Raw genomic sequence first — 26,932 nt, forward strand, 5'->3', positions numbered from 1 at the left:
TCAAAGCAATTATGTTTGAGTAAATTCCTGCAGTATAAGTATCTGCAAATGATAGGTTTATTAAACCATTTTTATTATTTGTGTCATGATAAAAGAAATGTGTTTATTTTTTTCTCCATTTGGAATAAAATATCTTTATGTCTTAAAATCGGGCGGGAGGTGATTGATTTGTCAGCAAAAAATCATCCTGATTTCATGGAAGAAAAAGAACATTTGGACTATACACTGGGCTATGTTAAAGAAAATCTGGAATCATCGATTAAGGAAAAGCAGCGTATAGACCAGGAAGTATCCAGCGCAAAAAGGCATTTTGATTCCTCGGAGAGCCAGAGTTATATAGGGCTTATGGTAAATACCATGCTGCAGGACAGGGTAGAATTAAGGGTTAAAAATCTTGAGAAAGCAGAGGGACGTCCTTATTTTGCCAGGATTGACTTTAAGGAAGAAGGGAAGAAAGTACCCGAAAAGCTCTATATAGGTAAAATGGTATTGATACGAGATGAGGACCAAGAGCTTATAATTGTAGACTGGAGAGCACCTATTGCAAACCTTTATTATGAAGCCCGTTTAGGTGAAGCAGGCTATCTTTGCCCTGATGGAAACATCAGCGGAGATCTTACATTAAAAAGGCAGTTTACCATAGATGATGGTATTCTAAAAGAAATATTCGATATAGACATAACCACCAATGATGAATTTTTACAAACATATTTGGGAGCTAATGCGGATAATCGTTTAAAGGATATCGTATCCACCATACAGGTGGAACAAAACCAGATTATCAGGGCGGATATGTGGAAGCCCCTCATAGTGCAGGGAGCCGCAGGCAGCGGAAAAACCACCATAGCCTTACACAGGATAGCTTATCTTATCTACACCTTTGAAAAGCGCTTCAACCCTGAAAACTTTATGATAATTGCTTCAAACAAGCTGTTCTTAAACTATATATCAACAGTGCTTCCGGAGCTTGGCGTTGAAAGGGTTAAGCAATCAACATTCCAGGATTTTGCCTTGGAGCTTATAGGGGAAAAGCTTAAGATTAAAGATACAAGCGAAAAGCTTATAAGGTTTGTAAACAATAATACCACCCAGACTGAAATAAAAGAAAATGTACTTTTAAGGAAGGTGTCAGAGCTTAAGTCCTCCATACTTTTTAAAGAAGTGCTGGATGACTATGTCTCTATTATAGAAGAAAAATATATTCCAAATGAGGATTTTAAAATTGCTTCATATACTGTATTTACCTATGATGAAATAAATAAGCTGTTTTTAAATGAATACAGGCATTTACCTCTAATGAAAAGGGTGCAGGAAATTAAAAAGCATCTGACAAACGGACTTAAAAGGAGAAAGGAAAGCTTGGTAGAGAGGCTTCAATATAACTGTGACAGGACGGTAGCCAGGCTAAAATCCACCATGGAAGATACGGCTGAGCGCCGCAGCCTTATAATAGAAGCAATAGATTTCAAGGACAATACCATAAAGGGGTTGGAGAAGGAATCTAAAAAAGTAGTAAAGGATTATATTGCCGGCATATCAAAGGCAAATCCCTTTCAATATTACAAAGACTTTATAAATGACAGGGAGCTTTTTCATAAGCTTCTTAAAGAAAAAATAGCAGATGAAGACATTGAGCCTGTGAGAAAGTACTCATTGGTTTGTATAAGGTCGGGACTCATGGAAATTGAGGATTTAGCACCTTTAATTTATTTAAAATATTGCATATATGGTATGGATGAAAAAATCCCCGTAAGACATGTTGTAATAGATGAAGCCCAGGATTTCAGCGTATTTCAGTTTTATGTTTTAAAGAAAATCATACCTGAGAGCTCTTTTACCATATTGGGAGACCTATGCCAGGGAATACATTCGTATAGAGGCACGATGGACTGGAAGGACGTTATGAAATATGCCTTTGAGGATAGCAACTGCCAGCTTTTGACTCTGGAGCAGAGCTACAGGACTACAGTTGAGATAACGGAGGCTGCAAACAGCGTCATAAATAAAATAGGAGATAGCAATCTGCCCTTATCAAAACCTGTAATAAGGCATGGTGAAAAGGTATCTGTAATTAAAAAAGATTCAAGAGCCGAAATTGCAAATGACATAAGAGAGAAAATAAAGGAATTTACAAAAGCTGGTTTTAAATCCGTTGCCATAATAACAAAGACAATGGAATCCTGCGAAGATATGCTCTCATATTTTAAAAAGGATAAGAACAGCCCCTATATAATAACGGGTAACGAAAAGGAATACAAAGGCGGAGTTGTTATTGTTCCTTCTTATCTTGTCAAGGGACTTGAGTTTGACGTCTGCTTCATAGCAGACGGTGAAGGGGAACAATATAAAGACACGGAATTGGATGCAAAATTATTATATGTATCCATGACAAGGCCTCTTCATAAACTATATATTTATTATACGGGAACTCTCTCATCTCTATTGAATGATGTTGGGAGATAGCAAGGATGCAAATGTGCATCCTTTTTTCGTTGACAGATAACAGGTTATGTTTTATTATTATGTTATACGATATATCGTTATGCATAATAGTAAATCATTAAAAAAGGGGACGTTTGCTATGCCATATAACGGCGGGCCTATGACAGAAGCCATGTATTATGTTCTGCTGGCTTTGGTGAATCCAAACCACGGATATCAGCTTATGAACGCCATCAAAGAAGTTTCCTGCGGAAGGTTAAATATGGGTCCGGGTACGCTCTATGGGGTCTTAACACGCATGCAAAAAGAAGGACTCATATCCTTGGCAGAGGATGACGGCAGGAGAAAAATCTATGAAATAACTGATGACGGCAAGCTCTCTCTTTTAATTGAATATGAGCGTTTGAAAGCAATGGTACGTGATGGAATAATTTTAGAAAAGGGTGATCACCATGAATAAAATTATTTACAAATTGCGTCCCTGTGATGAATGGCGTATCGGGGAGCATGAAAGCTGGTTTCAGGATATGGCAAAAAAAGGCTTGCACCTTGTCAAGCTGGGAAGGCAATTTGCCAAATTCAAAAAGGGTGAACCTGCAGAGATGCGGTATAGGATAGAGGTATCTGCTGATTTTGATATGAATTTTGATAAAAATGAAGAGATGAAGTACCTGTATCGGGAAAATGGATGGGATTATGTAACGGGATACGGAGATTTCTATGTTTTTTCTTCACCAAATGAGCTTGATGCTCCCGAGCTTCATACCGACTCTGCCGAACAGGCCTATACCTTAAAAAGCTTATGGAAAAAGCATATTGTATCTTCATTGTTTAGCCTCGGTGCGGCTTTAATCATGCTGCTTATTGGATTTTTTCCATGGTTTATAAATAAAACTCCTATTTTAACTCTTATAGAAACATCACTTTTCACGCAGATTTTTCTCAGTATAACATATATATATTATACCTATTCTTCATTAAAGGCCGCCATATCCATAAGAATATTGCAAAAAAGCATGTCCGAGGGAAGGCCTATCAACCACAACGCCTCCTGGAAAAAGCATAAAATAATAAATGATGCTATAGCTTTTATTTATATAATTATGGTTGTAGCTTTAATTGCAAGTGCTTTAGGAACTATAAAGATGGGTACCACCAAAGAACTGCCCCTTGGGGACACAAATCTGCCTGTCGTCAGGTTATCAGATATTGAAAAAAGCTCCCGATTGGTCAGAAAAACTGCCTATACTTATAAGAATATTGATTACGGAAACAGTATAAGGTATGGCTGGAGTCCCTTGGCGCCGAAACAATATATAAGCGAAGAAACCGGCATGGTACCGGGGGAGATTGAAATAGACGGACGTGAATATTTACCCAGTGTACAGACAAGGGTTTACAAGCTAACCCTGCCATTTTTGGCAGATAAATTGGCCGAAGAATTAATAATGCGTCATAACCGGGGAATAAATGCAAAGGACTACAGATCAATAGATGACTTAAGATTTGACAGTCTGATTATACGTGAATCAAGCAATATGAAGGAGGTTTTCGCATACCGCAATAATGTGGTTATATATGTCAGGTATTCGGGTAAGGCTGACATGAGCACACTTATTGAGAATGTATCATACAGGATGTCTTTTGTTTCACATTAACGAAGATTAAACAGAGTCATAAGGGATGCAAAGGCGCATCCTTTTTTATTGACAAGATAACAGGTTTGGAATAATTTAGAAGGGGGTGGTTACCGTGAATAAAATCAGTTATAAATTACTTCCGTGGGATGAATGGCGCATCGGTGAACGGGAGAGCTGGTTTCAGGATATGGCGGCAAAGGGTCAGCACCTTGTTAAAGCAGGAAAGCATTTTGCGAAATTTAAAAAGGGTGAACCAAAGGATATGCGGTACAGAGTAGATGTATCCAACTTTGCGTTAAGTGAGGAGAGAAAGAAGGCGCATGAAGAAAATGGCTGGGATTATGTAACGGAATACGGTGATTTCTGTGTTTTTTCTTCATCGGAAGAGCTTTCTGCTCCCGAGCTTTATGACGACCCTGAAGAACAGTCCCATAGCTTAAAGGCAGTATGGAAAAAGTCCGTTATCTCTTTATTATTGCTTATTGGAGCAATCATCTTGTTGCTGCTTATCATATTTTCCTCTTGGGCTTTAAATAGAATTATTGTGCTTAAACTTATAGAAACAGCAATATATACATCAGTTTATTTTACTGTACTTTATTCATATTATATCTATTATTCAATAAAAGCTGTCATTTCCATAGGCATCCTGCAAAGAAGGCTGAAGGATGGAAAACCTATTGACCATAATGCGCCCTGGAGAAAATATAAGGCTATAAACACTGCAATAGCTGTAATCCACATAATCATTATTATGTCTTTATTTACAATTGCCTTTGTAAGTTTTAAGATGAATACCACAGAGGAATTGCCTTTATATGACACAAATCTGCCTATAGTCAGGCTTCATGATGTTGAAAAAAATCCCGGCTTAGTCAGTAAAACTACTTATATTAATAATAATATAGATTATGGAAACAGTATAGGATATGGCTGGAGCCCTCTGGCGCCAGAGCAATATAAAAGCCAGGAAAACGGTGTGGTTCCGGAAGCTGCGGAAGTTGGCACAGGTGAATATTCACCGAGTATCAGCACAAGTGTGTATAAGTTAAGCCTGCCATTCTTAGCAGACAGGGTTATTGACGAACTGATGACGCGGTATTTCTGGAGGATGGGTGCGAAAGACTATACAGAAATAAATAGCGACAGCTTCGACAGGCTGCTTATATGCGACAGCGGCGATTTTAAAGAAGTCCTGGCATCAAGGAATAAGGGTGTAATGTATGTCGGATATTCCGGCAGGGCGGACATTGACACCTTGCTTGAGAATATATCGCATAAGATGTCTTTGGTTTCGCATTAGCTGCGTGTATTTGAGAATATGTTATAATAAATCAAAGATTCATTTAACATTAATTTTAACGTGTAAAATTAATGATATAATAAATCCTTTCGGGATTTATTGCGACATGAAATTGCTATACAAATTTCATGATATAATGATTGCAGATATAATTAAGAACTGAGGGGATAGATATGAAAGCAATAGTTTTGGCTGAAAAACCCAGCGTTGCCCGGGAAATAGCAAGGGTCCTTAACTGTAACGTAAAAGGCAAGGGATATCTTGAAGGAAATAAATACGTAGTTACCTGGGCCTTGGGTCATCTTGTAACATTGGCAGAACCCGACGATTATGATAAAAGATATAAAACCTGGCGCATGGAGGATTTGCCCATGATGCCAAACTCTATGAAGCTTAAGGTTATAAGGCAGACCTACAACCAGTTTCAGGCCGTAAGAGGTATTATGAAACGGGGGGATATAAGCGAGCTTATAATTGCCACCGATGCAGGGAGAGAAGGTGAGCTTGTGGCACGCTGGATAATGGAGGAAGTAGGGTGGAAAAAACCTTTCAGACGGCTGTGGATTTCCTCCCAGACCGACAATGCAATCCTTGAGGGGTTTAAAAATTTAAAGCCGGGCAAAGACTACAACAGCCTTTACGATGCGGCTGTATGCAGGGCGGAAGCCGATTGGCTGATTGGACTTAACGTTACCCGTGCCCTGACCTGCAAATACAATGCTCAATTGACTGCCGGCAGGGTACAGACACCTACCCTGGCCATGATAATAGATAGGGAAGAGGAAATTAAAAAATTCACTCCCGTGGACTATTGGACCATAAGCGCTGATTTTGACGGATATACGGGAGAATGGAGAGACAAAAACCGAAACGGCAGGATATTTGACAATAATAAGGCTGAGGAAATAGCCCAAAGGGTAAGAAATAGCATAGGCACCATAAAAGAAGTAAAGACGGAGCCCAAAACCGAGCCTGCACCATTGGCCTACGATTTGACAGAGCTTCAAAGAGATGCAAACAGAAGGCTGGGGTTCTCGGCACAAAAGACTTTATCGGTTTTGCAAGGATTATATGAAAACCATAAAATAGTAACTTATCCAAGGACGGATTCGAGATATATAAGCTCTGACATTGTTCCTACTTTGCCAATAAGGCTGAAATCCATGGGGACATCATACAGCAGCCTTATTAAGCCTCTTTTAGAGCAGCCTATAAAAACTACTAAGCGCTTTGTGGATGACAGCAAGGTTTCGGACCACCATGCCATAATTCCCACAGAGCAGACTTTAAACATAGGAGCTTTGGACAGGGACGAGAGGATGCTGTATGACTTAATTGCAAAAAGGTTTATTGCGGTATTATATCCCCCCTATAAATACGACCAGACCACAATTGTTACGGAAGCATCAGGTGAGAGTTTTTATTCTAAAGGCAGAGTGGTAAAGGATTTAGGCTGGAGAGCAGTTGAGGCAAAGCCCCAGGATACGGAAAAAGATGATGAAGACAATCTAAGAGACCAGACTTTGATGGTTTTGAAAAAAGGAGAAACAAAGAAAGTTAAAGGGTGCAAGGTGAATAAATTAAAAACCAAGCCTCCTGCCCGCTATAACGAGGCCTCCCTTTTAACTGCCATGGAAAGCCCGGGTAAATTAATAGAAGACGAAGAATTGAGAGAATCCATAAAGCAGGGAGGATTGGGCACTCCTGCCACCAGGGCAGAGATAATAGAAAAGCTTTTATACAACAATTACATTGAGCGCCATGGCAAGGAGCTTGTGCCTACATCAAAGGGAATGCAATTAATCAAGCTTGCTCCGGAGGAATTAAGAAGCCCCGAGCTTACTGCCCAATGGGAGCTTCGGCTTTCAAATATCGCAAAGGGCAGGGAAAACAAAGTTCAATTCATAAACGATATAAGAAAAGATGCAATTGGGCTTGTTCAAAATGTAATAACCGATGAAGGCACATTCAAAGCTGATAACGTCACCCGAAACAAATGCCCCATGTGCGGAAAATATATGCTGTTGATTAACAGCAAAAAAGGAAAGATGCTTTCCTGCCCCGACAGAAACTGCGGCTACAGGGAAAAGGAATCAAAGGATGATAATGTGTTAAAGAAGAGCAGAAACGAAATAGCACATAACCAGAGGCTTATTTCAAAATTCAGCGATAAGGATACAGTGGGAAACAGCCTGGGAGATTTATTGAAAGCAGCCATGGAGAAAAAGGAAGAATAAGAAAACAAGCTGGTCATAAAGAAAGATGATATAAAGACAGTGTCTGTGTTTAGTCACCTTAGTGGGTTAAAGTGAGCACAAAAGCACAGCACTCTCTAATCTATGCGGAGCGACGTGCTTAAATTTATATTTTAATATCTCCTCAGAGGCCCGTTTTTCATAAACTTGACTTATGGAAACAGGCCTTTTCTTTATACTGTACTCACTTTCCTTATACAAATGCCACTTTTTAATATTTAAAATTTCTATAAGAATATGAAATTGCAAAACAGGCAATTCTAAATTAAGAAAATATATTGAGTTTAGGTATACAAAATGGTTATATTTTGCTATTTTGACCATATTATGATTGCATAGTTTCCATAATACATATATAATAAATTGGATTAACCGGAAAAGAGGATAGAAAATGGAAAAGTTACGTTTTGAAGAATTAAATTTATCAAAAGAGATACAGAAGGCCATTCAGGACATGGGTTTTGAAGAGGCTTCTCCCATACAGTCACAGGCTATACCGCATCTCTTGGAAGGAAGGGATGTTATAGGTCAGGCACAGACAGGAACAGGAAAGACAGCAGCCTTTGGTATTCCCTTGCTTGAAAAAGTAGAGCCTGAAAATAAAAAACTGCAGGTTGTGGTGCTTTGCCCCACAAGGGAGCTGGCAGTGCAGGTTTCGGAGGAATTAAGAAGGCTTTCAAAATATAAAAGGGATATAAAAGTATTGCCAATATATGGAGGCCAGCCTATAGACCGCCAGATTATAGCGCTTAAAAAAGGTGTTCAGGTTATAATAGGCACGCCGGGTCGCGTTATGGACCATATGGAAAGGCGCACATTGAAAATGGAAAGCGTCAAGATGGTCATACTCGATGAAGCCGACGAAATGCTAGATATGGGTTTCATAGAGGATATCGAATCCATATTGGGTAAAATGCCCGAAGAAAGGCAGACTGTAATGTTTTCTGCTACCATGCCCCAGGATATACTGGAGCTTGCGGAAAAGCATCAGAAAAATCCAAAGATAGTAAAGGTTGTTCATAAAGAACTGACAGTACCCAATATTGAGCAGGTATATTTTGAAGTGAAAGAGAAAACAAAGCCGGAAATATTAAGCCGCCTCATTGATATGTATAACCCAAAGCTCTCCCTGGTATTTTGTAACACCAAAAGGAGAGTGGATGAACTGGTGGTACAGCTGCAAACAAGAGGCTATACTGCGGAAGGACTCCATGGAGATTTAAAACAGTCTCAAAGGGACAGGGTAATGGAAAAATTCAGAAAGGGCATAATAGATATTCTTGTTGCTACCGATGTTGCTGCCAGGGGCATTGATGTAGATGATGTGGAAGCAGTATTTAATTATGATGTGCCCCAGGATGAAGAATATTATGTTCATAGAATAGGAAGAACTGCCAGGGCAGGAAGAAAAGGCAGGGCATTTACATTTGTGGTAGGCAGGGAAATATATAAATTAAGGGATATACAAAGATATACCAAGACTAAAATCGCCTTAAATGATGTGCCTTCCGTCAGCGATATTGAAGAGATCAAGGTTACATCCTTCCTGGAAGGTGTAAAAAGCACCATAAAAGAAGGGCATTTATCAAAATACACAAATTGGATACAAAGCCTCATTGAAGAGGATTACACATCACTGGATATTGCCGCTGCCCTTCTTAAAATGTCCATAGCCACAGAAGGCGGCGAAGAAGCGGATGAAGATTTCGGTGAAACAGGAGCCAGCCCCGGAATGGTGAGGATGTTTATAAACGTAGGCCGCAACCAGAGGGTAGGAGCAAAGGACATAGTAGGAGCCATTGCCGCAAATTCAGGAATTCCGGGTAAGCTAATAGGTACTATTGATATTTATGATAAATATACCTTTGTGGAAATACCCAGCGAGTATGCTAAAGATGTGCTGGCAATGATGAAGGATAATCAGATAAAGGGTAAGAGAATAAACATCGAACCGGCAAACAAAAAGAATAACTAGGGCAACCTGGTTATTCTTTGAAATTTTTGCATTTAATTGTTTATTTTAATATATTATGTAAATAATAAATTATGAAAAGTTTTTTTATTTATTTTTACTGTTCCCCTTTACAAAAATAATGAATATAAAATGCACATTTGAATCCACAATGAAATGTTAGAGTTTATAAGTTATACACAGACATACCCACATTATCCACAGGAAATGTACACACTTATTCACATGAGAACAGGAAATTTTACAAATAATATCAAAATTTTAGTTAAATTAAAAAAAATATTGAAAAATGAAGTAACTTTATGTAGTTTCATGAAACCTATCATGTTTAAAATAAATAGACATGAAAAGGAATTTAATATAAAATAAAGAATAATAATTATTATAAGGAAGATTAGGAAAGGGGCTGAAGTTTATGAAAATTATTGTAAGCGGTAAGAATATTGATGTAACAGATGCATTAAAGGACACTGTAATCAAAAAAATCAGTAAACTTGACAAATACTTTAACCCTGAAGTGGAAGCTCAGGCCACCTTGAGCGTCCAAAAAAATCGGCATATAATAGAAGTGACAATACCCTTTGACGGTTCTATCCTAAGAGGCGAAGAAGCAACCGACGATATGTACACTTCCATAGACAAGGTACTTGATAAGCTGGAAAAACAGATTGCAAAGCATAAGACAAGAATGGAGAGAAAGTTAAAAACAAGCTCCATAAGGCTGGCTGGAACAGAAACTGATTTGAATGATGATGAGGATTCACTAACTCCGGTCATAGTTAAAACAAAGAGGTTTGCAATAAAACCAATGCCCGTTGATGAAGCGGTTATGCAGATGGATCTGCTTGGACATAGTTTTTATGTGTTTTTAAATGGCGAGACAGAAGAAGTCAATGTCGTATATAAAAGAAATGACGGAAAATATGGTCTAATCGAACCCGAATTCTAAAATTATTAAAAATATCCCGAGTTTTGTATAAACTCGGGATATTATAATATTAAGTTAAATTGTACTGTGGTGAAAAACCGTCACTAAAAATATTTTACCATATCCATAAAAATAGCCTGGAATTCTATGTACAGCAGCAATTCAAAGTACACAGAAGAAGTGTAGTATTTCGGAATGAACTATGTGCAAGCATATGGTGGGATAATTAACTGACAAAATTCACCGCACAACAATTAAGAATGAGGTGAAGGCATGCGCCATATTATTTTAGTAGAGGACGAAGATTCCTCAGTAATGTTGATCAGGCAATTTATAAAGGAGCTGTCGTCTGAGCACACTTTAACGGTATTTTCCAAAGCCTCCGAAGCTCTCCATTATGCAAGGAATAACCGGATTGATCTATTTATTCTTGATATTCAACTCCTGGACTACAGGGGAACCATACTGGCGAAGCAATTGCGATCGATACCAGAATATAAATTTACACCTATACTTTTTACAACTGAACTTGCCGGAGAAGAATTGGATGCCTACCGGGAGATCAAGTGTTATGCTTTTCTTGTAAAGCCCTTTAACAAAAATGAATTTCAGGATGCTTTTCGTGATGCTCTTTCAATGGGGGAGCGTATGCAAAGCCTTCCCGAAACACTTCGTATTGAACAGAAGCAATTCATTTTTGAATATGAAATAAGGGACATTCTATATATTGAATCCTTTGGAAAACGTATTGTGATCCATACATGGCGAGATCAAAATACAGAGGGGACAGATACCATATCCGGCTATTCCCTTGCTAAGCTGCTTACGTTGATTGGGGCAGACAAGCTTATCCAATGCCATAAGAGCTTTCTGGTCAATCCAGACTGGATTTTGAAAATAGATAAGGTAACCCGTCTGCTCTATCTCAAACATTGCAAGGCAGAGATTCACATTGGTGAGAAGTACCAACAGAATTTACTCAGGCGGGAAAAACCATGATGGTTGAAACATTTATTCAGAGCGTACTGGACGGACTTCTTCTATCCCTCTGCTGTCTTGGCCTTATGGGACGTGAGAAAGGGAAATTTGACTGCCTTCTGCCGTTCCTGTTTGCCGGTGTCTGCTTAGTGGTCCGCCAAGTCTTTGGATTTAGTACGGCAGATCTTGCTTATGCGGTTCTGCCGGTGAATACAGTTATCTCCTTTATGTTCCTCTTCTTAGCCGTACTGCTTATCAATAGTATCTGGTTTCAAAGGGTTGAAGGGCATGCCTTCTATGGAACCATTGCAGCATTCGCCCTTTATCTTCTATTACGTGAGCTTTGTTTGGTAGTATTCTATCTGTGCGGTGTGGAGGAAACGGCATGGTTTCTCTATGTAAGCCGGGTACTTTCACTTATGCTTTGGCTGGCGATTTGGGCTGTTGGAGTGCTGCGTTGGCTGAGGGAGCAATTGAGTGACGGCAGCCTGACTGTCCGTATTATCGTCAGTAATACAGCAATTTTGCTTCTCCTGATACTCGTGGTGTTTCGATTTGATCTATCTCTGATGTTCCGCTGGCTTCCCGTGACCGCAGGAACGCTGGCCCTATTGCTATTCGTGGATGGCATAGCCATTTTAATAGAGCAGCATCGTATCCAATCGCAGCGGAGGACTAAGCTTCTGGAGCAATATCTTCCTCTCGTGGAGGAATTAATTGAACAGGTGCGAGCCCGTCAGCACGAGTTCAACAACAAAATGATGGCCGTTTCTGCGGCGATGGCTGCCGCAAATGATTTGGAAGAAGCTAAGTCTGATGTGGCATCCCTGCTGCAAAACGCGAAGCTGGACAGCATAGACCGTGAGCTTCTGAAGTGCGACAGCAAGGTCATTTGCGGAATGATTTTTGGAAAATCCAAGCAGGCTGGGCTTAAGTGCATAAGACTGGATGTATCGATGGCGGGCGCTTTCCTTCATCGCAGCCTTCCCGAAGCTGATTGGGCAGAAGTCATAGGTGTTTTGATTGACAATGCCATTGAAGCCTCATCGCCAGGGGCTGTGCTTTATGTGAAAGCCGTGGAGGAAAACGGAGGACTCCTTTTTACCGTGTCAAATCCCCACCATGCTCTTTCCAACGTGGAATTTGTTCAGATGTTCAAGCGGGGCTGGTCAACGAAGATAGCGTCTGGTCACGGCTATGGACTGTTTAATGTCCGCAGCATGGTAGAACGGTACAAGGGAAAAATAATTGCCCGTAATGAGGCCATTGAAGGAACACACTACATTACCATAGGGGTACTTATTTCGTAGAACATATCGCATATCAATGCAGGGGTTTTATGGGACCGAACCGTTTTGTTCCCGTAAAACCCTTGTTTGTTCCCATACCATTGCTTTCATTAGTGAAAACCTTATACTGAGTAAAGAAAGGATGTGTAAATATGTTGCGAAATATTAAATTAGAAATAAAAAAAATAGCCAGCCCTGTACTTATCGCAATGGGTGTGCTGACGGTGCTTAACAGTGTACTCTCATGCACACTTTACCGGGACTATACGGTTTACTTTGACATTGATGCCTGGGAGATCGGCACAGAGTTTTTAGGCCTTGTGTTTCCGCTTTTTGTAACCGTTCCAGTCTGCTGGGAGCTTTATTATGAGCGCAGGAATCATTTTCTTGTTTATACCCTCCCACGTATGGATAAGAGGCATTACCTTGGTTCAAAATGGTGCGCCTGCGCTTTGGCGGCGTTTCTGCTGATGTTTATACCCTATTTTATCTCGGCGGTTTTCGCCCTCTATGTGAAGTCCCCGGCCGTAATCTTGTTCCCCGAAGATTATTATGGTCATATTTTTAATGACCTGTATACGCAAACACCCTTACTTTACGCCTTGTTGCTTTCACTCTGGAAGGGGCTTCTCGGCGTAATTACCATGACCTTTGGATTTGTGCTGGCGCTCTATGGAAAGAACATTTTCGTTATCCTTACTGCTCCTTTTATCTATGTTATTTTAGAAAACTTTATCTGGTCGGTTATGGGGCTTCCGATGTATCGGTTCGTTACAGCTTTCGAGCCGTCCAGCCTATCCATCGAAGCCATTCACGCCGGCTCTTTTATAGCAGGCCCGCTTCTGATGTGCGGGGTGATCGTGCTCATCGCTCTCTATTACAGCAAGCTAAAAAAGCGGGCTGTCTATGAGGTATGATGCCATGATACGACGTCTGTTACAGGAGGTTGGTAAAGGTAAGTTTTTACTTCTCTGGGGTTTGTCGCTTCTCTTTGGGCTCAGCGAGAGAACAGGACAAAACCTATTTTTACCGTTGCATGTTTTGGCTGTACTCAATGATCAGTATTATTTCATCTTTGCGGTTCTTCCTATCTTTTTGTTTTTTTGCGCCTCTGTTATGGAGGATGACGTACCTATGGTGCTCCTGCGTTATAGGACTTATGGCCGGTACTTTTATGTAAAATGGCGAGGGCTGGCTGTTCTGTCGGTGCTCCTCTGGATGGGGCAGATGCTAGCCATTATGATTTCCGGTTTTGGGCTTTCTATCAATGGAAGCTGGTACATCAGCGAGGGGCCGAAGGCGGACATCTTCCATTTGCTGCAGGGTATTTTCTTATATCCTGTAGAGGCGGTCTTCTGTTCTGCCGGATATTTATTGCTGGGATACTGGGTGATCGGATTGACGGCATTATGGTTGGGTCACTTCTGCCAGCGTTCATTGGCCGCCAAGCTTCTGATGGGGCTCTATCTCCCGGCTGTGGCATGGATCAAGCTACCTGCTATGTCCCGTCCGCCTTTTGTATTCTTTACCGGGATAAACCACTGGATTCTGCTGCTCCATAATCTCACCGAGCCCTGGCGTACGATGGTTACTGCCGGAACAACGTTGGCGCTCATTATCGGTATGGTTTGGTCGGTTCGCTGGAAATGGAGATGGCAGCCTAACCTGCCGAAATATAGGCAGACGGGCCTTGCCCGATATTACCGCCGACTCCTGTTTTCCAAACAAAATGTTCTGGCGCTGGCGACAGTTATCTTCTTGCTTGCAATCTGGTCTTGGCTGCGCGGCGGTCCGCCGGCAGATGCAACCGACTGGCTCTTTCGGCTTTTTGCCGGACACGGCACCGGATACTTTTACCCAATGGGTTTTCTGTTTCTATTGGTGATAGATACACTTCCTCTCTGGCCGCTGTGTGTTTTATCAGAACAGGCGGCAGGAGAAAAAACCGCTTTTTTAACAATTAGGTTGACCTGGCGGAGAGAACTAGTGGGGTCAATTTTGAACACTGCTTTCTTGTGGATTTTATTCTGCGGCTGCTTGTTAACATTTGCAGCTGTAATTCCGCCCCTGATGCAGGATCAACCGGTTGACGTATGGTTAACGCTCACAGCGGTAGGCTTAAAGATATTGGATATATGCCTTCAGTTCCTATTGATTTTTGCAGCCCTTTGTCTGACAGGGCATACAACAATTGGCTTTATAGCCGTGGTGCTGATGCATTTTCTATGTGTCTTGCCAGTCTCATGGCTCCCTGTGGGATTATCAAGCATGCTTCGGTTGGCCCTGCCGCAAACTGGTGGAATTATTCCGCCGTGGACAGCTATCGGGCTTCTGTTGGGATTGGCCTTCGGGCTAATAATATGGCTGCACATTCAAGGTACAAAACTACTTTTTAATCATTAAGGAGGATTTTTATATGAGTGCAATTATTTATTTGGATCGGGTGAGTAAGAGCTTTTCAGGTCATCGTGTTTTAACAGATGTTTGCCTTGCAGTTGAGGGGGGAACCACGGTAGGCATTGTAGGAGCAAATGGAAGCGGCAAATCCGTCCTTTTTAAATTGGTTTGCGGATTTGTAAGTCCGGACGGCGGACGGTTAACTGTGCGCGGCAAGCCTCTGGGTAAAGACCGTGATTTCCCGGAGAATGTGGGTGTTCTGATCAATGAACCTGGGTTTATCGGCCTCTATACAGGGCTGCAAAATCTCCGCTATTTGGCGGGAATTCGGGGTGTGATTGGGGAACAGGAAATTCGTACCGCCATGCAAAAGGTAGGGCTGGATGCAGAGAATCCCACAAAGGTCGAGCACTATTCTCAAGGGATGAAACAGAAACTGGCTATTGCGCAAGCCATTATGGAAAACCAGGATATCTTGATTCTGGATGAGCCCTTCAACGCCCTGGACTATAAAACATACAACGATATAAAGGAAATTATCCGTATTCTTCAGGCCGAAGGGAAAACGATAATGATGACCTCTCACAATTTTGAAGATTTAGAGACTCTTTGTGATAAGATTTATACGCTTGATGAGGGAAGGCTAAATATATTAACAAAATGAAAAACAGAAAAGAATCCGCAGTTAAACCCTGCCTTTAGGATGCCCTATTATTTATCTTTGAATAATTGAAACTAAATGGGGTATAGTTTTATGTATATAAATAGAAGTTAATATTGGGTTAATTGATAAAAGAAATTAACAATGCTATAATGTATAAGTTAATAGAACTAAAGTGAGAAGGTGTATAGATGGGTAGCATTCTTGAAAAGATATTCGGAAGTTACAGTGATAAAGAAATTAAAAGGCTCATGCCTATAGCAGACAAAATAGAATCTTTAAAGGATACTTTTACGAATATGTCCGATGAAGAACTAAGGGGAATGACACAAAAATTTAAAGATAGATTGGCAAATGGCGAAACTCTGGATGATATACTTCCCGAGGCTTTTGCTGTTGTAAGAGAAGCTGCAGCAAGGGTCCTTGGAATGACCCATTTTAAGGTGCAGCTCTTAGGAGGCATAGTGCTTCACCAGGGGCGTATAGCCGAAATGAAGACAGGTGAAGGTAAAACTCTGGTGGCAACCCTTCCGGCATATTTAAATGCCTTATCAGGCAAGGGAGTACATGTAGTTACGGTGAACGACTATCTTGCAAAGCGTGACAGCGAGTGGATGGGTCAGATATATAAGTTTTTAGGCTTGACTGTAGGCTGCATTATTCATGATCTAAAGCCGGAAGAAAGAAAAAATGCATATAACTCAGATATAACATACGGTACCAATAACGAGTTTGGCTTTGACTATTTAAGAGACAACATGGTCATATATAAGGAAGAAATGGTTCAAAGGGACCTTAATTTTGCCATAGTGGACGAAGTTGACTCCATATTGATAGACGAAGCCAGAACACCTCTTATAATATCCGGTGCCGGTGAAAAGTCCACTGAAATGTATAAGATCGCCGATGCTTTTGTAAGAACCTTAAAAAAGACGGAAGACTACGAAGTGGATGAAAAAACCCGCAGCGTTTCCATGACGGATAGCGGCGTAGTTAAGGCAGAGAGATTCTTCAACCTTGAAAATTATGCCGATGCTCAGAATATGGAGATACAGCACCATGTAATGCAGGCATTGAAAGCCCACAACCTCATGAAGCTGGATACAGATTACGTAATAAAAGACGGTGAAATAATCATAGTAGATGAATTCACCGGACGTTTGATGTATGGAAGAAGGTACAGCGATGGCTTGCATCAGGCAATTGAGGCCAAGGAACATGTAAAGGTTGAGAGGGAATCAAAAACTCTGGCAACCATTACATTCCAGAATTACTTCAGAATGTATAAGAAGCTGTCGGGTATGACAGGTACCGCTTTAACGGAAGAGGAAGAATTCAGAACCATTTATAACCTTGACGTTATAGTAGTGCCTACTAATAAACCCATGATAAGAAACGATAAGCCCGATCTTGTATACAAGAGTGTAAAGGGAAAATACAATGCAATCATAGAAGAAATTGCAGAAACATATAAACAAGGACAGCCGGTTTTGGTAGGTACCATAAGCATTGAAAATTCCGAGCTTTTATCTTCAATGCTAAAGAGAAAAGGCGTACCTCATCAGGTGTTAAATGCCAAGTACCACGATAAGGAAGCAGAAATCATATCCCATGCAGGCGAAAAAGGCATGGTTACCATAGCGACAAACATGGCAGGCCGTGGTACCGACATTAAGTTGGATGATGAAGCAAAAACCTTAGGCGGTTTAAAAATAGTAGGTACCGAGAGACATGAATCCAGGCGTATTGATAACCAGCTTCGCGGACGTTCAGGACGTCAAGGGGACCCGGGAGAGTCTAAATTCTATATATCCTTAGAGGACGATTTAATGAGGCTCTTTGGTTCCGATAAGATCAAAGGCTTGGTAGAAAGACTGGGCCTTGAAGAAGATCAGCCTATAGAAGCTAAAATGCTCTCAGGGGCTATAGAAAATGCACAGAAAAAGGTTGAAGGAAACAACCTTGATATAAGAAAGAACCTTTTGCAGTATGACAACGTAATGAATACACAAAGGGAAATAATCTATGCTCAGAGGAGACAGGTGCTTCAGGGTGAAGACCTGAAAGAGCAGATGATTTCAATTATAAAGGACGTAATTTCCGCCTTTGTTGATGCCCATACCGGCGGCGGAAAAAATTACGATGATTATGATCTTGCGGGAATAATCAAGTATTGTCAGGACATATTCCTTCCAAAGGGTCAGCTGACTGAAAAGGATTTGGAAGGCCTTGATAGAGAAGAAATCAAAGAAAAGCTTGAAGAGATAGCAATAAGCCTGTATGAGAAAAAAGAAGAAGAGTTTACTCCTGAACACATGAGGGAAATAGAGAGGGTAGTCCTTCTTCGAACAGTTGATACAAAATGGATGGACCATATAGATGCCATGGACCAGTTAAAGCAGGGTATAGGCTTAAGAGCCTACAGGCAGAGAGACCCGGTCCAGGAATATCAGTTTGAAGCCAGCAATATGTTTGATGAAATGATTTACAATATCAAGGAAGATACCATAAAGATGCTGTACCATGTCAAGGCAGAGAGGGCTCCTGAAAGGGAGCGTGTGGCAGAACCCGTTACCACTAACCATGATGACAGCATAAAGAAAAAACCCATAGTAAAAGAAAAGACTGTTGGTAGAAACGATCCTTGCCCCTGCGGCAGCGGTAAGAAATACAAACAGTGCTGTGGAAAAGCCTAAGACACAGTAATGCTCGGTCAAATTTGACCGAGCATTTATTACGTTCAACATGGACTAATCTAGCGAGTGAAAGTTCCGAGCGCAGGTTGATAGCGCCAGGCACATAAGGTGCTTCCACTGTTTTCATTTTCTTACCTCCAACTTAGCTTTTCCTTAAATTTACTGACAAACTTAAAACTTTTTTTCTATTATATAAGACCGGATAAGTCTAAAAAAGTTACGTTAATTTCAGGTAATATGTTTAGTTGTTGTATTAGCATGGAATAAAACTAGATAAGTATGGCTTAACTTTATAAAATTATAGAGTATAATTATAGAATAAAACTAATATACGGAGGTGAAATCCATGAGGATTGCATTAATAGGCTATGGAAACGTCGGAAAAGCTTTTTTAAAATTGCTTTGCAAAAAGGAAGAATATCTGAAGGCAGAGGGAATAGATATAAAGGTTAACTACGTTGTGAGCAGTAAAGGAGGGGTGTATAATCCTGATGGCATAAATATAAAGGAGCTGGATGATTTTATAAAAACCGAAAAGGATATAACCAAATATCATAAGGGCGGCGGAAGTGACGTATCCTTCTCCACGGTTTTAAAAAATAAAGATGTGAATACGGTTATTGAAACAACTACTACAAATAAGGAAACGGGAGAGCCAGGTATGACTCACATAACCCTATCACTAGAGAGCGGTTTTAATGTAGTAGTCTCCAATAAAGGTCCAATAATGCTGGCCTATAAAAAGCTATACGGCCTGGCAAAAAAGAACAATGTTCAGTTAGGCATTGGTTGTACAACGGGAGGGGCTCTGCCTTCAATAAACGGAGGGATAATTGAACTGGCAGGAGCTGAAATTATGTCCATCGAAGGGGTACTGAACGGCACTACAAATTATATATTAAATGAGATGGAAAAGGGCGAAACTACATATGAAGAGGCATTAAAAAATGCACAATCCCTTGGAATTGCAGAGGCCGACCCTACCATGGATGTGGAAGGCTGGGATACTGCAACAAAGCTTTTGATACTTACCAATGTTCTTATGAATAAAGAAAATACTTTAAATGACATTGAAGTCGAGGGTATAACATCAATAACTCCTAAAATGATAAACGAAGCATTAAAGCAAGGAAAAAAATATAAGCTTATAGGCAAGACTATAAATAAAGACGGAGAAGTAAATATGTCCGTAAGGCTTGAATTATTGGGCAGCGAGCATCCACTGTACAGTGTGGACGGAAAAAATAAATCCATAAGATATGTTTCCAATACATTAGGAGACCTTATTATATCCGGTGGGGCATCTGGGCTGGAGGCTGCGGCAGCATCGGTTTTAAGGGATTTGATAAACATATACAGGGGTTATAAATATGTAAGGTGATGCTTATACAGGTAAAACTTTATTACATGATATATATAATGTATAATGGTATTGTTATTTTTTTAAAGGGGATGATATTGTGATTGAACTGGATAAATATAAAACGGAGCTTAATTCAATCGAAAATACACTGGAAGAATTGAGGGCTTCTCTTTGACCCGCCATCAATTTTAAGGCAAATAGAAGATTATGATTTTAAGATGTCTGAGCCGGATTTCTGGAATGACATCGAAAGAGCTCAGTCCATACTTCAGGCATCAAAGACACTAAAATCAAAAATAGAAAAATATGATAGCTTTGTAACAAAATTTGAGGACTTTAAAGTTCTTCTTGAAATATGTGAAGCAGAGGAAGACAAATCCATGCTCCCCGAAGTAGAGGGAGAATTTAAAGGTTTGATAAATGACCTGGAAAGCTTCAGAATTGAAACGCTTTTAACCGGAGAATACGATAAAAACAACGCCATACTTGCACTCCATGCAGGAGCAGGCGGAACCGAGGCTCAGGATTGGGTATCCATGCTTTATCGTATGTATGTAAGATGGGCGGAGGGTAAAAGCTTTAAAGTAGAAACCATAGACTATCTGGCAGGAGATGAGGCCGGCATAAAAAGCGTAACCATAAAGCTTACAGGAGAAAATGCTTATGGCTACCTTAAATCAGAAAAGGGAGTACACCGATTAGTGAGAATTTCACCTTTTGATGCGGCAGGAAAAAGGCATACCTCCTTTGCATCCTGTGAAGTGCTGCCGGAGCTTACAAAAGACCAGGACATTAATATACGTCCGGAGGATTTGAAAATCGACACATACCGTTCCAGCGGCGCCGGCGGCCAGCACGTTAACAAGACGGAATCAGCTATAAGGATTACCCATTTACCGACAGGAATAATAGTTGCATGCCAGAATGAAAGAAGCCAGCACTCTAACAAGGAAACGGCAATGAACATGCTGAAGGCAAAGCTTCTTGAACTAAAAGAAAGAGCCCATATGGAAAAGATTGAAGATTTAACCGCAGATCAGAAGGATATAGGCTGGGGCAGCCAGATAAGGTCCTATGTATTCCAGCCCTACACTATGGTCAAAGACCACAGGACAGGCGCAGAGGTCGGAAATATAAATGCAGTTATGGACGGAGACATAGATATATTCATAAACGCCTATCTTAAAGGCCAGGTAGCGTCTGGGAAGGATGATATATTATAGCCTCAAAAGCGCAGCTTGTCTGTGCTTTTTCCCTTATTAAGGCATCAAAACGAGTTTTGGACAAGCTGGAAATTGAAAACCGCACATTTAAAGATTACTTCAAAAGAAAGAGAAGAATCTTATTGATAAAATTGTCTTAAGAGAAGCTATAATAAATGCCATAGATTCAAATGAAGCTCCGCCTAAAATAGAAATATTCTCTGATAGATAGAAATAACGTCTTCAAGCGGGCTTAGTTCAGGGAATGACTGAGAAGGAGTTCTTCAGCGGATATTCTGCACCAAGAAATAAGGAATTAATGAGAGTTTTCAAAGATATTCACTTGGTTGAGCAGTTAGGCTCCGGTATGATATCATTGATAAACTCAAGGAAAAGCTAGTAAAATCAGAAATCTGTATTTAAAAGGGATAAATATATTCCGTAAAGAGGACCAGCTTTCGCCATAATATGGAGAGGCTGTTTTTATATGCTTTTATTTTAAGGTAATTCTCCCGCTAATAGATTCATATTTATTTACAAATTGGATTTCGGGAGAATTAAATGAAAAGCATTTTTTTAGTAATAAATAAAAAGAAAATTATATTTTTAATCCTAATCCCTTTTATTATTGCCATATTGTTTTCCTATTACTTAACCGTCGTATACTCGGAGGAGAATATGCTTGCCGGAAAGATTATAGTTGTGGATGCAGGTCATGGAGGAGTGGACGGCGGGGCAAACAACAGCTACATATTAGAAAAGAATATCAACCTTGATGTGGCATTAAAGCTTCAGAAAAAACTGGAGATGAGCGGTGTAAAAGTCATAATGACCAGAACAGAGGATGTGGATTTAAGTCGCTACGGTAAAATTGACAGGGAAAGATACAGAAGGGATCTGAAAGCCAGACTGAATTTAATAAATAACTCCAATGCGGATATGTTTATAAGCATTCATGCCAATTCCAGCAGGAGCAATCCGTCAGCAAGAGGTATAATGACTTATTATTATAATTCCCACCCCCACAACAAGAGCATAGCAAACATTTTTCAGGACATATTCAACAACGATGGATTCAGCTATGAGGGCAATACATATAAGGGCAATCATAGGCCCCAGGCTGGAAGATATTATCTTCTTGCCTATTCAAAAATTCCCGGCCTTATAATTGAAACGGGATTCATCACTAATAAAATCGACCTTTTACTGCTTCAAGAAGAGGAATACAGAGACTATTTAGCCGAAGTAATATATAAGGGCATAGTTGGTTATTTTACTTCCAGGGATAGCTTGCCTGATAGCCTTTATTTCTAATCTGTTTTTAATCTTTCATTAATTATTCTCTAATGAGTGCCTTCTATAATAAAAACATAAGATAAATAAAAATTCCTGGAGGTAGTAAAATGTCAATAAATATAGAACTGATTGATGAATTAAAAAAGAGAGCTAATGTGAGCTACGAGGATGCAAAAGAAGCTTTGGAAAAATGTGACGGAGATATAGTCAATGCGCTGATATATCTCGAAAAAAATAATAAAATTAAAGCTAAATATGGGAATGGAGAAAAAGCCTGTTTTTTTGATAAAGTTAAAGCTTTGATAAAAAGGGGAAATGAAATCAGATTTATAATGCGTAAGGAAGAAAAGACTGTAATAGATGTGTCCTTAAACGTTTTCATATTAATAGCAATACTGACATTCCATGTATCTGTCGTCGGCCTACTTCTGGCACTGCTGTTTGGGTACAGGTTTAAATTCGAAACAAATAAAGGGGAAGATGTGCAGGTAAATCAGACATTGGATAAGGTACAAGATGGTATACAAAATATGAAAAATAATATAATGAGCGAAATTTAAGCTTGAGAATATATCTACCGGTAAGAATTAGTATAATGCTGAAATAGCCTACTTTTATAGTAGGCATTTTAGTTTGCTATAATAGCAATAGATGGTATTGCCGTTATAGGATATACTATAAGTGCTTGTATATTCATGGTATTAAGTTTGTTTATCTGATGTGGAGGAAAATGGGTGTGGCTAGTCAAAAAATTCTTATAGTGGAAGATGAAATAAAAATTGCAAGATTTCTGGAATTAGAACTCAATCATGAAGGATATCTGGTGGAGCAGGTTAATGACGGCAGGGAAGGGCTTAAAAAAGCTCTCGAGGGAGAATTCGATTTGATTGTTCTGGATATCATGCTTCCCAAAATGAATGGCATGGAGGTTTTAAGGAGGCTGAGGCAAAGCTCCGAGGTACCTGTTATCATGCTTACTGCCAGAGATGAAACCATGGATAAAGTAATGGGTCTCGACATGGGGGCAAATGACTATGTGACAAAACCTTTCGCCATTGAAGAATTGCTTGCCAGGATAAGAGCAGCATTAAAAAGAAAATCAACTCAAAACATAAAACCCAATGTACTTCAATTGGGTAATCTGAAACTGGATTTGGACAGACATGCTCTTATGTATAATAATGAACCGGTAGAGCTCACAAAAAGAGAATTTGACCTCCTCCGGTATTTTATGGAGAACAAAAACATTGTAATTACCAGGGAAAAGGCTCTTCAGGCAGTATGGGGCTATGATTATATGGGTGATACCAACGTTGTTGATGTATATATACGATATTTAAGAAGCAAAATTGATGACAGGTATAATATAAAATTGCTCCATACTGTACGAGGGGTGGGATATATTCTAAAGGATGAAAAATAGATATTATTTTATAAAATCCCTTCTGCCTGCAATAAGGCAGATTTTTGCATTGTTTATTTTATTTGTTAAAAAATCAGTTTCATTGATAGTTGAATTGAAAGACAGTTTTATGGAAAAGTTACGGTTTTCATTGACCTTTAAAATTACAATAGTATATTTTTCTATAATGAACAGAATTTTAATCTTTATAACCATACTTATAACAGTAGGGTTTGCGTTATATTTAGGATGGAACTCCCAGAAGAATATGCAAAGAGACTATATATTCATTTCAAATTATCTTAATGAAAATATGGATACACCGATAGATAAAATTGATGACCTATCAAGAAGTGATAATATTTCAGTTGCAATATTTGATGAAAATGGAAATGTTTTATATACAAACGGAGATGAGCTGTCTGGAGCAGTTTTTTACAGTGAAGATGTACGAAAAGATGTAATGCATTTGAATAATAACTATATGTTAATATGGGATAAGGCTGCTGTTAATGTGAACTGGAGCCAGCCATATGATATAAATAACAACTTCGGGTATGCAATGCTTCGTACCGGTCAAGGTAATTGGCGGTCGAAGATTGTGTATATTCAAATAAAAGACAGGCTGGTAATTGAAACAATGAGTACGGCAGCTTTAGGCGGCGGGCTGCTGGTTTTGAATATAATATTTTCAATTATGATGCTGATTATCGGAAGCAGGGCCAGCATAAAAGCTTTAAAACCTATTGAAACCATGACAAAAACTGTTGAAAATATAACCATTAATGAACTGGGTATTAGGCTGGATATAAGAGGTTCTCAGGACGAACTTAAAGATCTGGCAAAAACTTTTAATAATATGCTGGACAGGATACAGCGCTCCTATGAACAGCAAAACCAATTTGTATCCGATGCATCCCATGAGTTAAGGACACCTATTTCAGTTATTCAGGGATATATAAATCTGCTCGACAGATGGGGAAAAGATGACAAGAACATACTGGAAGAATCCATATCTGCAATAAAGAGCGAGTCCGAGAACATGAAATCGCTGATAGAAAAACTGCTTTTTCTCGCCAGAAGTGATAAGAACACCCAGAAGATTGAAAAGGAAGAGTTCTATATAAACGAGTTGATAGATGAAATTATAAAAGAATCAAGGCTTATTGATGATACTCATGAAATAAAGAGTGAAAGAAATGATACAGTAACGATTACTGCTGACCGCAAGCTTTTAAAAGAAGCTTTAAGGGTATTTACGGATAATAGTATAAAATATACTCCTCAGGGCGGAGAAATCAAAATAAATAGCGGTTTACAGAATAGTAAATTGCTGATATCTATAGAAGATAACGGAATAGGAATCTCAAAAGAAGACCTGCCTCATATTTTTGACAGGTTTTACAGGGTAGATAAATCCAGGACCAAAGAAACAGGGGGAACTGGATTGGGGCTGGCTATAGCGAAGTGGATTATACAAAAGCATAATGGTCAAATATCAGTTCAAAGTACAGTTAATAAGGGCACAAAAATAGAAATTGTTCTTCCGGTTTCCGTAACATTTTAGTGCTTAAAAGCGTCTACAATAATATTAGCGGTCCGAAAAGCAAGATAAATATTATGGTTAAAGACAGACATGCTTTAAACAGCGGGAGGCGGCTTATGTTGAACAGATACATTTTATTAATTATACTATTCATCACGCTCATCTTTATGGCAGGGTGCAGTACAGGTGAAAAATCCAATGATATAGCTGGCGGGGGCGGGGAGACTGTCCAGCCGGCAAAACCTGACGGGAAAGATTTAAAGCCTTCCATACAGCCTTCTCCGACTCCAGTAATAGATACAATAAAAGCTGAGCTGGAGAAAATGACGCTGGATGAAAAAATAGGTCAGATGGTTATATCCGGGGTGGATGGATATTCCATAAGCAATACTACTGTTAAACTGATAGAAGATTATCATGTAGGCGGTTTTATAATATTAGGCGAGAATGTAAAAAGTACAAATCAGCTTTTGGATATGGTTAATTCTTTAAAGGCAAGGAATGCTGCAAACAAAATACCGTTATTTTTATCCATTGATCAGGAGGGCGGCAGAATAGACAGGATGCCTGCCGACTTCAAAAGGCTTCCGGCTAATAAGGCTATAGGCGCTGTAGGCAGTGAGGAGTTTTCTTATAATATAGGGAAGATTATATCCCAGGAGCTGAATGCATTTGGCTTCAACATGGACTTTGCACCTGTGCTGGATATTAACAGCAACCCTAAAAACCCCATAATTGGCGACAGGTCATTTGGCGGCAGTGCAGATATAGTTACTATATTGGGCATTCAGACCATGAAAGGTATAGGGTCAGGAGGGATTATTCCTGTAGTAAAGCATTTCCCAGGTCATGGGGATACTTTGGTAGATTCACATGTGGGCCTGCCTGCAGTATATAATGATATAGAAAGGCTTAAAAGCTTTGAATTAGTTCCTTTTACCCAGGCAGTAAAAGATGAGGTTGATGCAGTAATGGTAGCCCACATATTGCTGCCTGAAATAGACCCGCAATACCCTTCATCTATGTCAAAAATAATAATTACCGATATTTTAAGAAAGGATTTAAATTTTGACGGGGTTGTAATTACCGATGATATGACTATGGGAGCTATCACCAAAAACTATGATATTGGTGATGCGTCAGTTAAGTCTGTCAGTGCAGGAAGTGATATTATACTGGTATGCCATGTTTTCGATAACGAAGTTGCTGTAATTAATAGTTTAAAAATGGCGGTGCAAAATGGGACACTATCTGAGGAAAGGATAAACCAAAGTATTTACAGGATATTGAAGCTAAAGGACAAATATAAAATCAATGATAATAAAATTGACTCAATAGATGTTGAAAGTATAAATAATAAAATCGACAGCATATTAAAAATATATATGCCGGGTAAATGAGTAAAAAGCAATGGAAGCTTAATGATACGTTATAATACTCATTAGGACTGGAAATTGACTGTAATATATTATTTATGATATAATTATTCAAAACAAAGAAGATTAAAGGAGGACATTCTATCTATGTATTCTGTTCGTTTAAGATAAGCCAGCAATAAAAGA

Annotated in this window: 20 protein-coding genes and 1 pseudogene; all 21 read left to right on the forward strand. The window is 39.5% G+C overall.

Annotated elements, in window-relative coordinates:
- The first annotated feature begins 168 nt into the window (after window positions 1-168).
- The 21 genes and pseudogenes from helD (at window position 169) to nagZ (ending at window position 26,770) form a co-directional block, all read left to right on the forward strand.
- Window positions 169-2,463, forward strand: coding sequence for an RNA polymerase recycling motor HelD (gene helD, locus OXPF_RS09080; protein ID WP_054874880.1), 2,295 nt, complete (start codon window positions 169-171; stop codon window positions 2,461-2,463).
- 118 nt (window positions 2,464-2,581) lie between these two features.
- A complete protein-coding gene (locus OXPF_RS09085) occupies window positions 2,582-2,902 on the forward strand; it encodes a PadR family transcriptional regulator (RefSeq protein WP_054874881.1) in 321 nt (106 codons plus the stop codon).
- Complete coding sequence (locus OXPF_RS09090) at window positions 2,895-4,100, forward strand: DUF2812 domain-containing protein (protein WP_054874882.1); 1,206 nt, start codon at window positions 2,895-2,897, stop codon at window positions 4,098-4,100. The genes OXPF_RS09085 and OXPF_RS09090 overlap by 8 nt, the downstream gene beginning before the upstream one ends.
- Before the next feature lie 94 nt (window positions 4,101-4,194).
- On the forward strand, window positions 4,195-5,385 hold the full coding sequence (locus OXPF_RS09095; protein WP_054874883.1) for a DUF2812 domain-containing protein: 1,191 nt from the start codon (window positions 4,195-4,197) through the stop codon (window positions 5,383-5,385).
- A 173-nt stretch (window positions 5,386-5,558) separates the two neighbouring features.
- Entirely contained in the window at window positions 5,559-7,622 is a 2,064-nt protein-coding gene (locus tag OXPF_RS09100; protein ID WP_054874884.1) for a DNA topoisomerase III, read from the forward strand.
- A 409-nt stretch (window positions 7,623-8,031) separates the two neighbouring features.
- Entirely contained in the window at window positions 8,032-9,615 is a 1,584-nt protein-coding gene (locus OXPF_RS09110) for a DEAD/DEAH box helicase (protein ID WP_054874886.1), read from the forward strand.
- Window positions 9,616-10,027: 412 nt separating this feature from the next.
- Window positions 10,028-10,561, forward strand: coding sequence for a ribosome hibernation-promoting factor, HPF/YfiA family (gene hpf / locus OXPF_RS09115; protein ID WP_054874887.1), 534 nt, complete (start codon window positions 10,028-10,030; stop codon window positions 10,559-10,561).
- 252 nt (window positions 10,562-10,813) lie between these two features.
- The gene (locus OXPF_RS09120) at window positions 10,814-11,539 is read left to right on the forward strand and encodes a LytR/AlgR family response regulator transcription factor (RefSeq protein ID WP_054874888.1); all 726 of its coding nucleotides are present in this window, start codon (window positions 10,814-10,816) and stop codon (window positions 11,537-11,539) included.
- The gene (locus OXPF_RS09125; RefSeq protein ID WP_054874889.1) at window positions 11,536-12,828 is read left to right on the forward strand and encodes a sensor histidine kinase; all 1,293 of its coding nucleotides are present in this window, start codon (window positions 11,536-11,538) and stop codon (window positions 12,826-12,828) included. The genes OXPF_RS09120 and OXPF_RS09125 overlap by 4 nt, the downstream gene beginning before the upstream one ends.
- A 131-nt stretch (window positions 12,829-12,959) precedes the next feature.
- Window positions 12,960-13,724, forward strand: a complete 765-nt coding sequence (locus tag OXPF_RS09130; protein ID WP_242854368.1) for a hypothetical protein — start codon at window positions 12,960-12,962, stop codon at window positions 13,722-13,724.
- A gap of 4 nt (window positions 13,725-13,728) precedes the next feature.
- A complete protein-coding gene (locus OXPF_RS09135) occupies window positions 13,729-15,210 on the forward strand; it encodes a hypothetical protein (RefSeq protein ID WP_160317185.1) in 1,482 nt (493 codons plus the stop codon).
- Between the two features lie 13 nt (window positions 15,211-15,223).
- A complete protein-coding gene (locus tag OXPF_RS09140; RefSeq protein WP_054874891.1) occupies window positions 15,224-15,868 on the forward strand; it encodes an ABC transporter ATP-binding protein in 645 nt (214 codons plus the stop codon).
- Between the two features lie 188 nt (window positions 15,869-16,056).
- Window positions 16,057-18,561, forward strand: a complete 2,505-nt coding sequence (secA, locus tag OXPF_RS09145) for a preprotein translocase subunit SecA (RefSeq protein WP_054874892.1) — start codon at window positions 16,057-16,059, stop codon at window positions 18,559-18,561.
- A gap of 346 nt (window positions 18,562-18,907) precedes the next feature.
- Window positions 18,908-19,942 carry a homoserine dehydrogenase gene (locus OXPF_RS09150; RefSeq protein WP_054874893.1) on the forward strand — a complete coding sequence of 345 codons (1,035 nt, stop codon included), beginning with the start codon at window positions 18,908-18,910 and terminating at the stop codon, window positions 19,940-19,942.
- A 76-nt stretch (window positions 19,943-20,018) separates the two neighbouring features.
- Window positions 20,019-21,147 (forward strand): peptide chain release factor 2 gene (gene prfB, locus OXPF_RS09155; protein ID WP_201779699.1). Its coding sequence is split into 2 segments (ribosomal slippage): window positions 20,019-20,096 and window positions 20,098-21,147, totalling 1,128 coding nucleotides; the frame shifts between segments, so codons are not numbered across the junction.
- A 241-nt stretch (window positions 21,148-21,388) separates the two neighbouring features.
- A pseudogene (locus tag OXPF_RS23625) lies at window positions 21,389-21,526 on the forward strand (hypothetical protein); the annotation flags it as partial.
- Window positions 21,527-21,687: 161 nt separating this feature from the next.
- Window positions 21,688-22,440 (forward strand): N-acetylmuramoyl-L-alanine amidase family protein, encoded by a 753-nt coding sequence (locus OXPF_RS09160; RefSeq protein WP_054874895.1) that lies wholly within the window; start codon window positions 21,688-21,690, stop codon window positions 22,438-22,440.
- A gap of 89 nt (window positions 22,441-22,529) precedes the next feature.
- Window positions 22,530-22,982 (forward strand): DUF4342 domain-containing protein, encoded by a 453-nt coding sequence (locus tag OXPF_RS09165; RefSeq protein ID WP_054874896.1) that lies wholly within the window; start codon window positions 22,530-22,532, stop codon window positions 22,980-22,982.
- A gap of 176 nt (window positions 22,983-23,158) precedes the next feature.
- Window positions 23,159-23,845, forward strand: coding sequence for a response regulator transcription factor (locus tag OXPF_RS09170; RefSeq protein ID WP_278308373.1), 687 nt, complete (start codon window positions 23,159-23,161; stop codon window positions 23,843-23,845).
- Entirely contained in the window at window positions 23,835-25,391 is a 1,557-nt protein-coding gene (locus OXPF_RS09175; RefSeq protein WP_054874898.1) for a sensor histidine kinase, read from the forward strand. The genes OXPF_RS09170 and OXPF_RS09175 overlap by 11 nt, the downstream gene beginning before the upstream one ends.
- A 95-nt stretch (window positions 25,392-25,486) precedes the next feature.
- The gene (gene nagZ / locus OXPF_RS09180; RefSeq protein WP_054874899.1) at window positions 25,487-26,770 is read left to right on the forward strand and encodes a beta-N-acetylhexosaminidase; all 1,284 of its coding nucleotides are present in this window, start codon (window positions 25,487-25,489) and stop codon (window positions 26,768-26,770) included.
- The last annotated feature ends 162 nt before the right edge of the window (window positions 26,771-26,932 follow it).

Origin of the sequence: Oxobacter pfennigii (genome assembly GCF_001317355.1) — a bacterium.
Lineage (GTDB): Bacteria > Bacillota > Clostridia > Clostridiales > Oxobacteraceae > Oxobacter > Oxobacter pfennigii.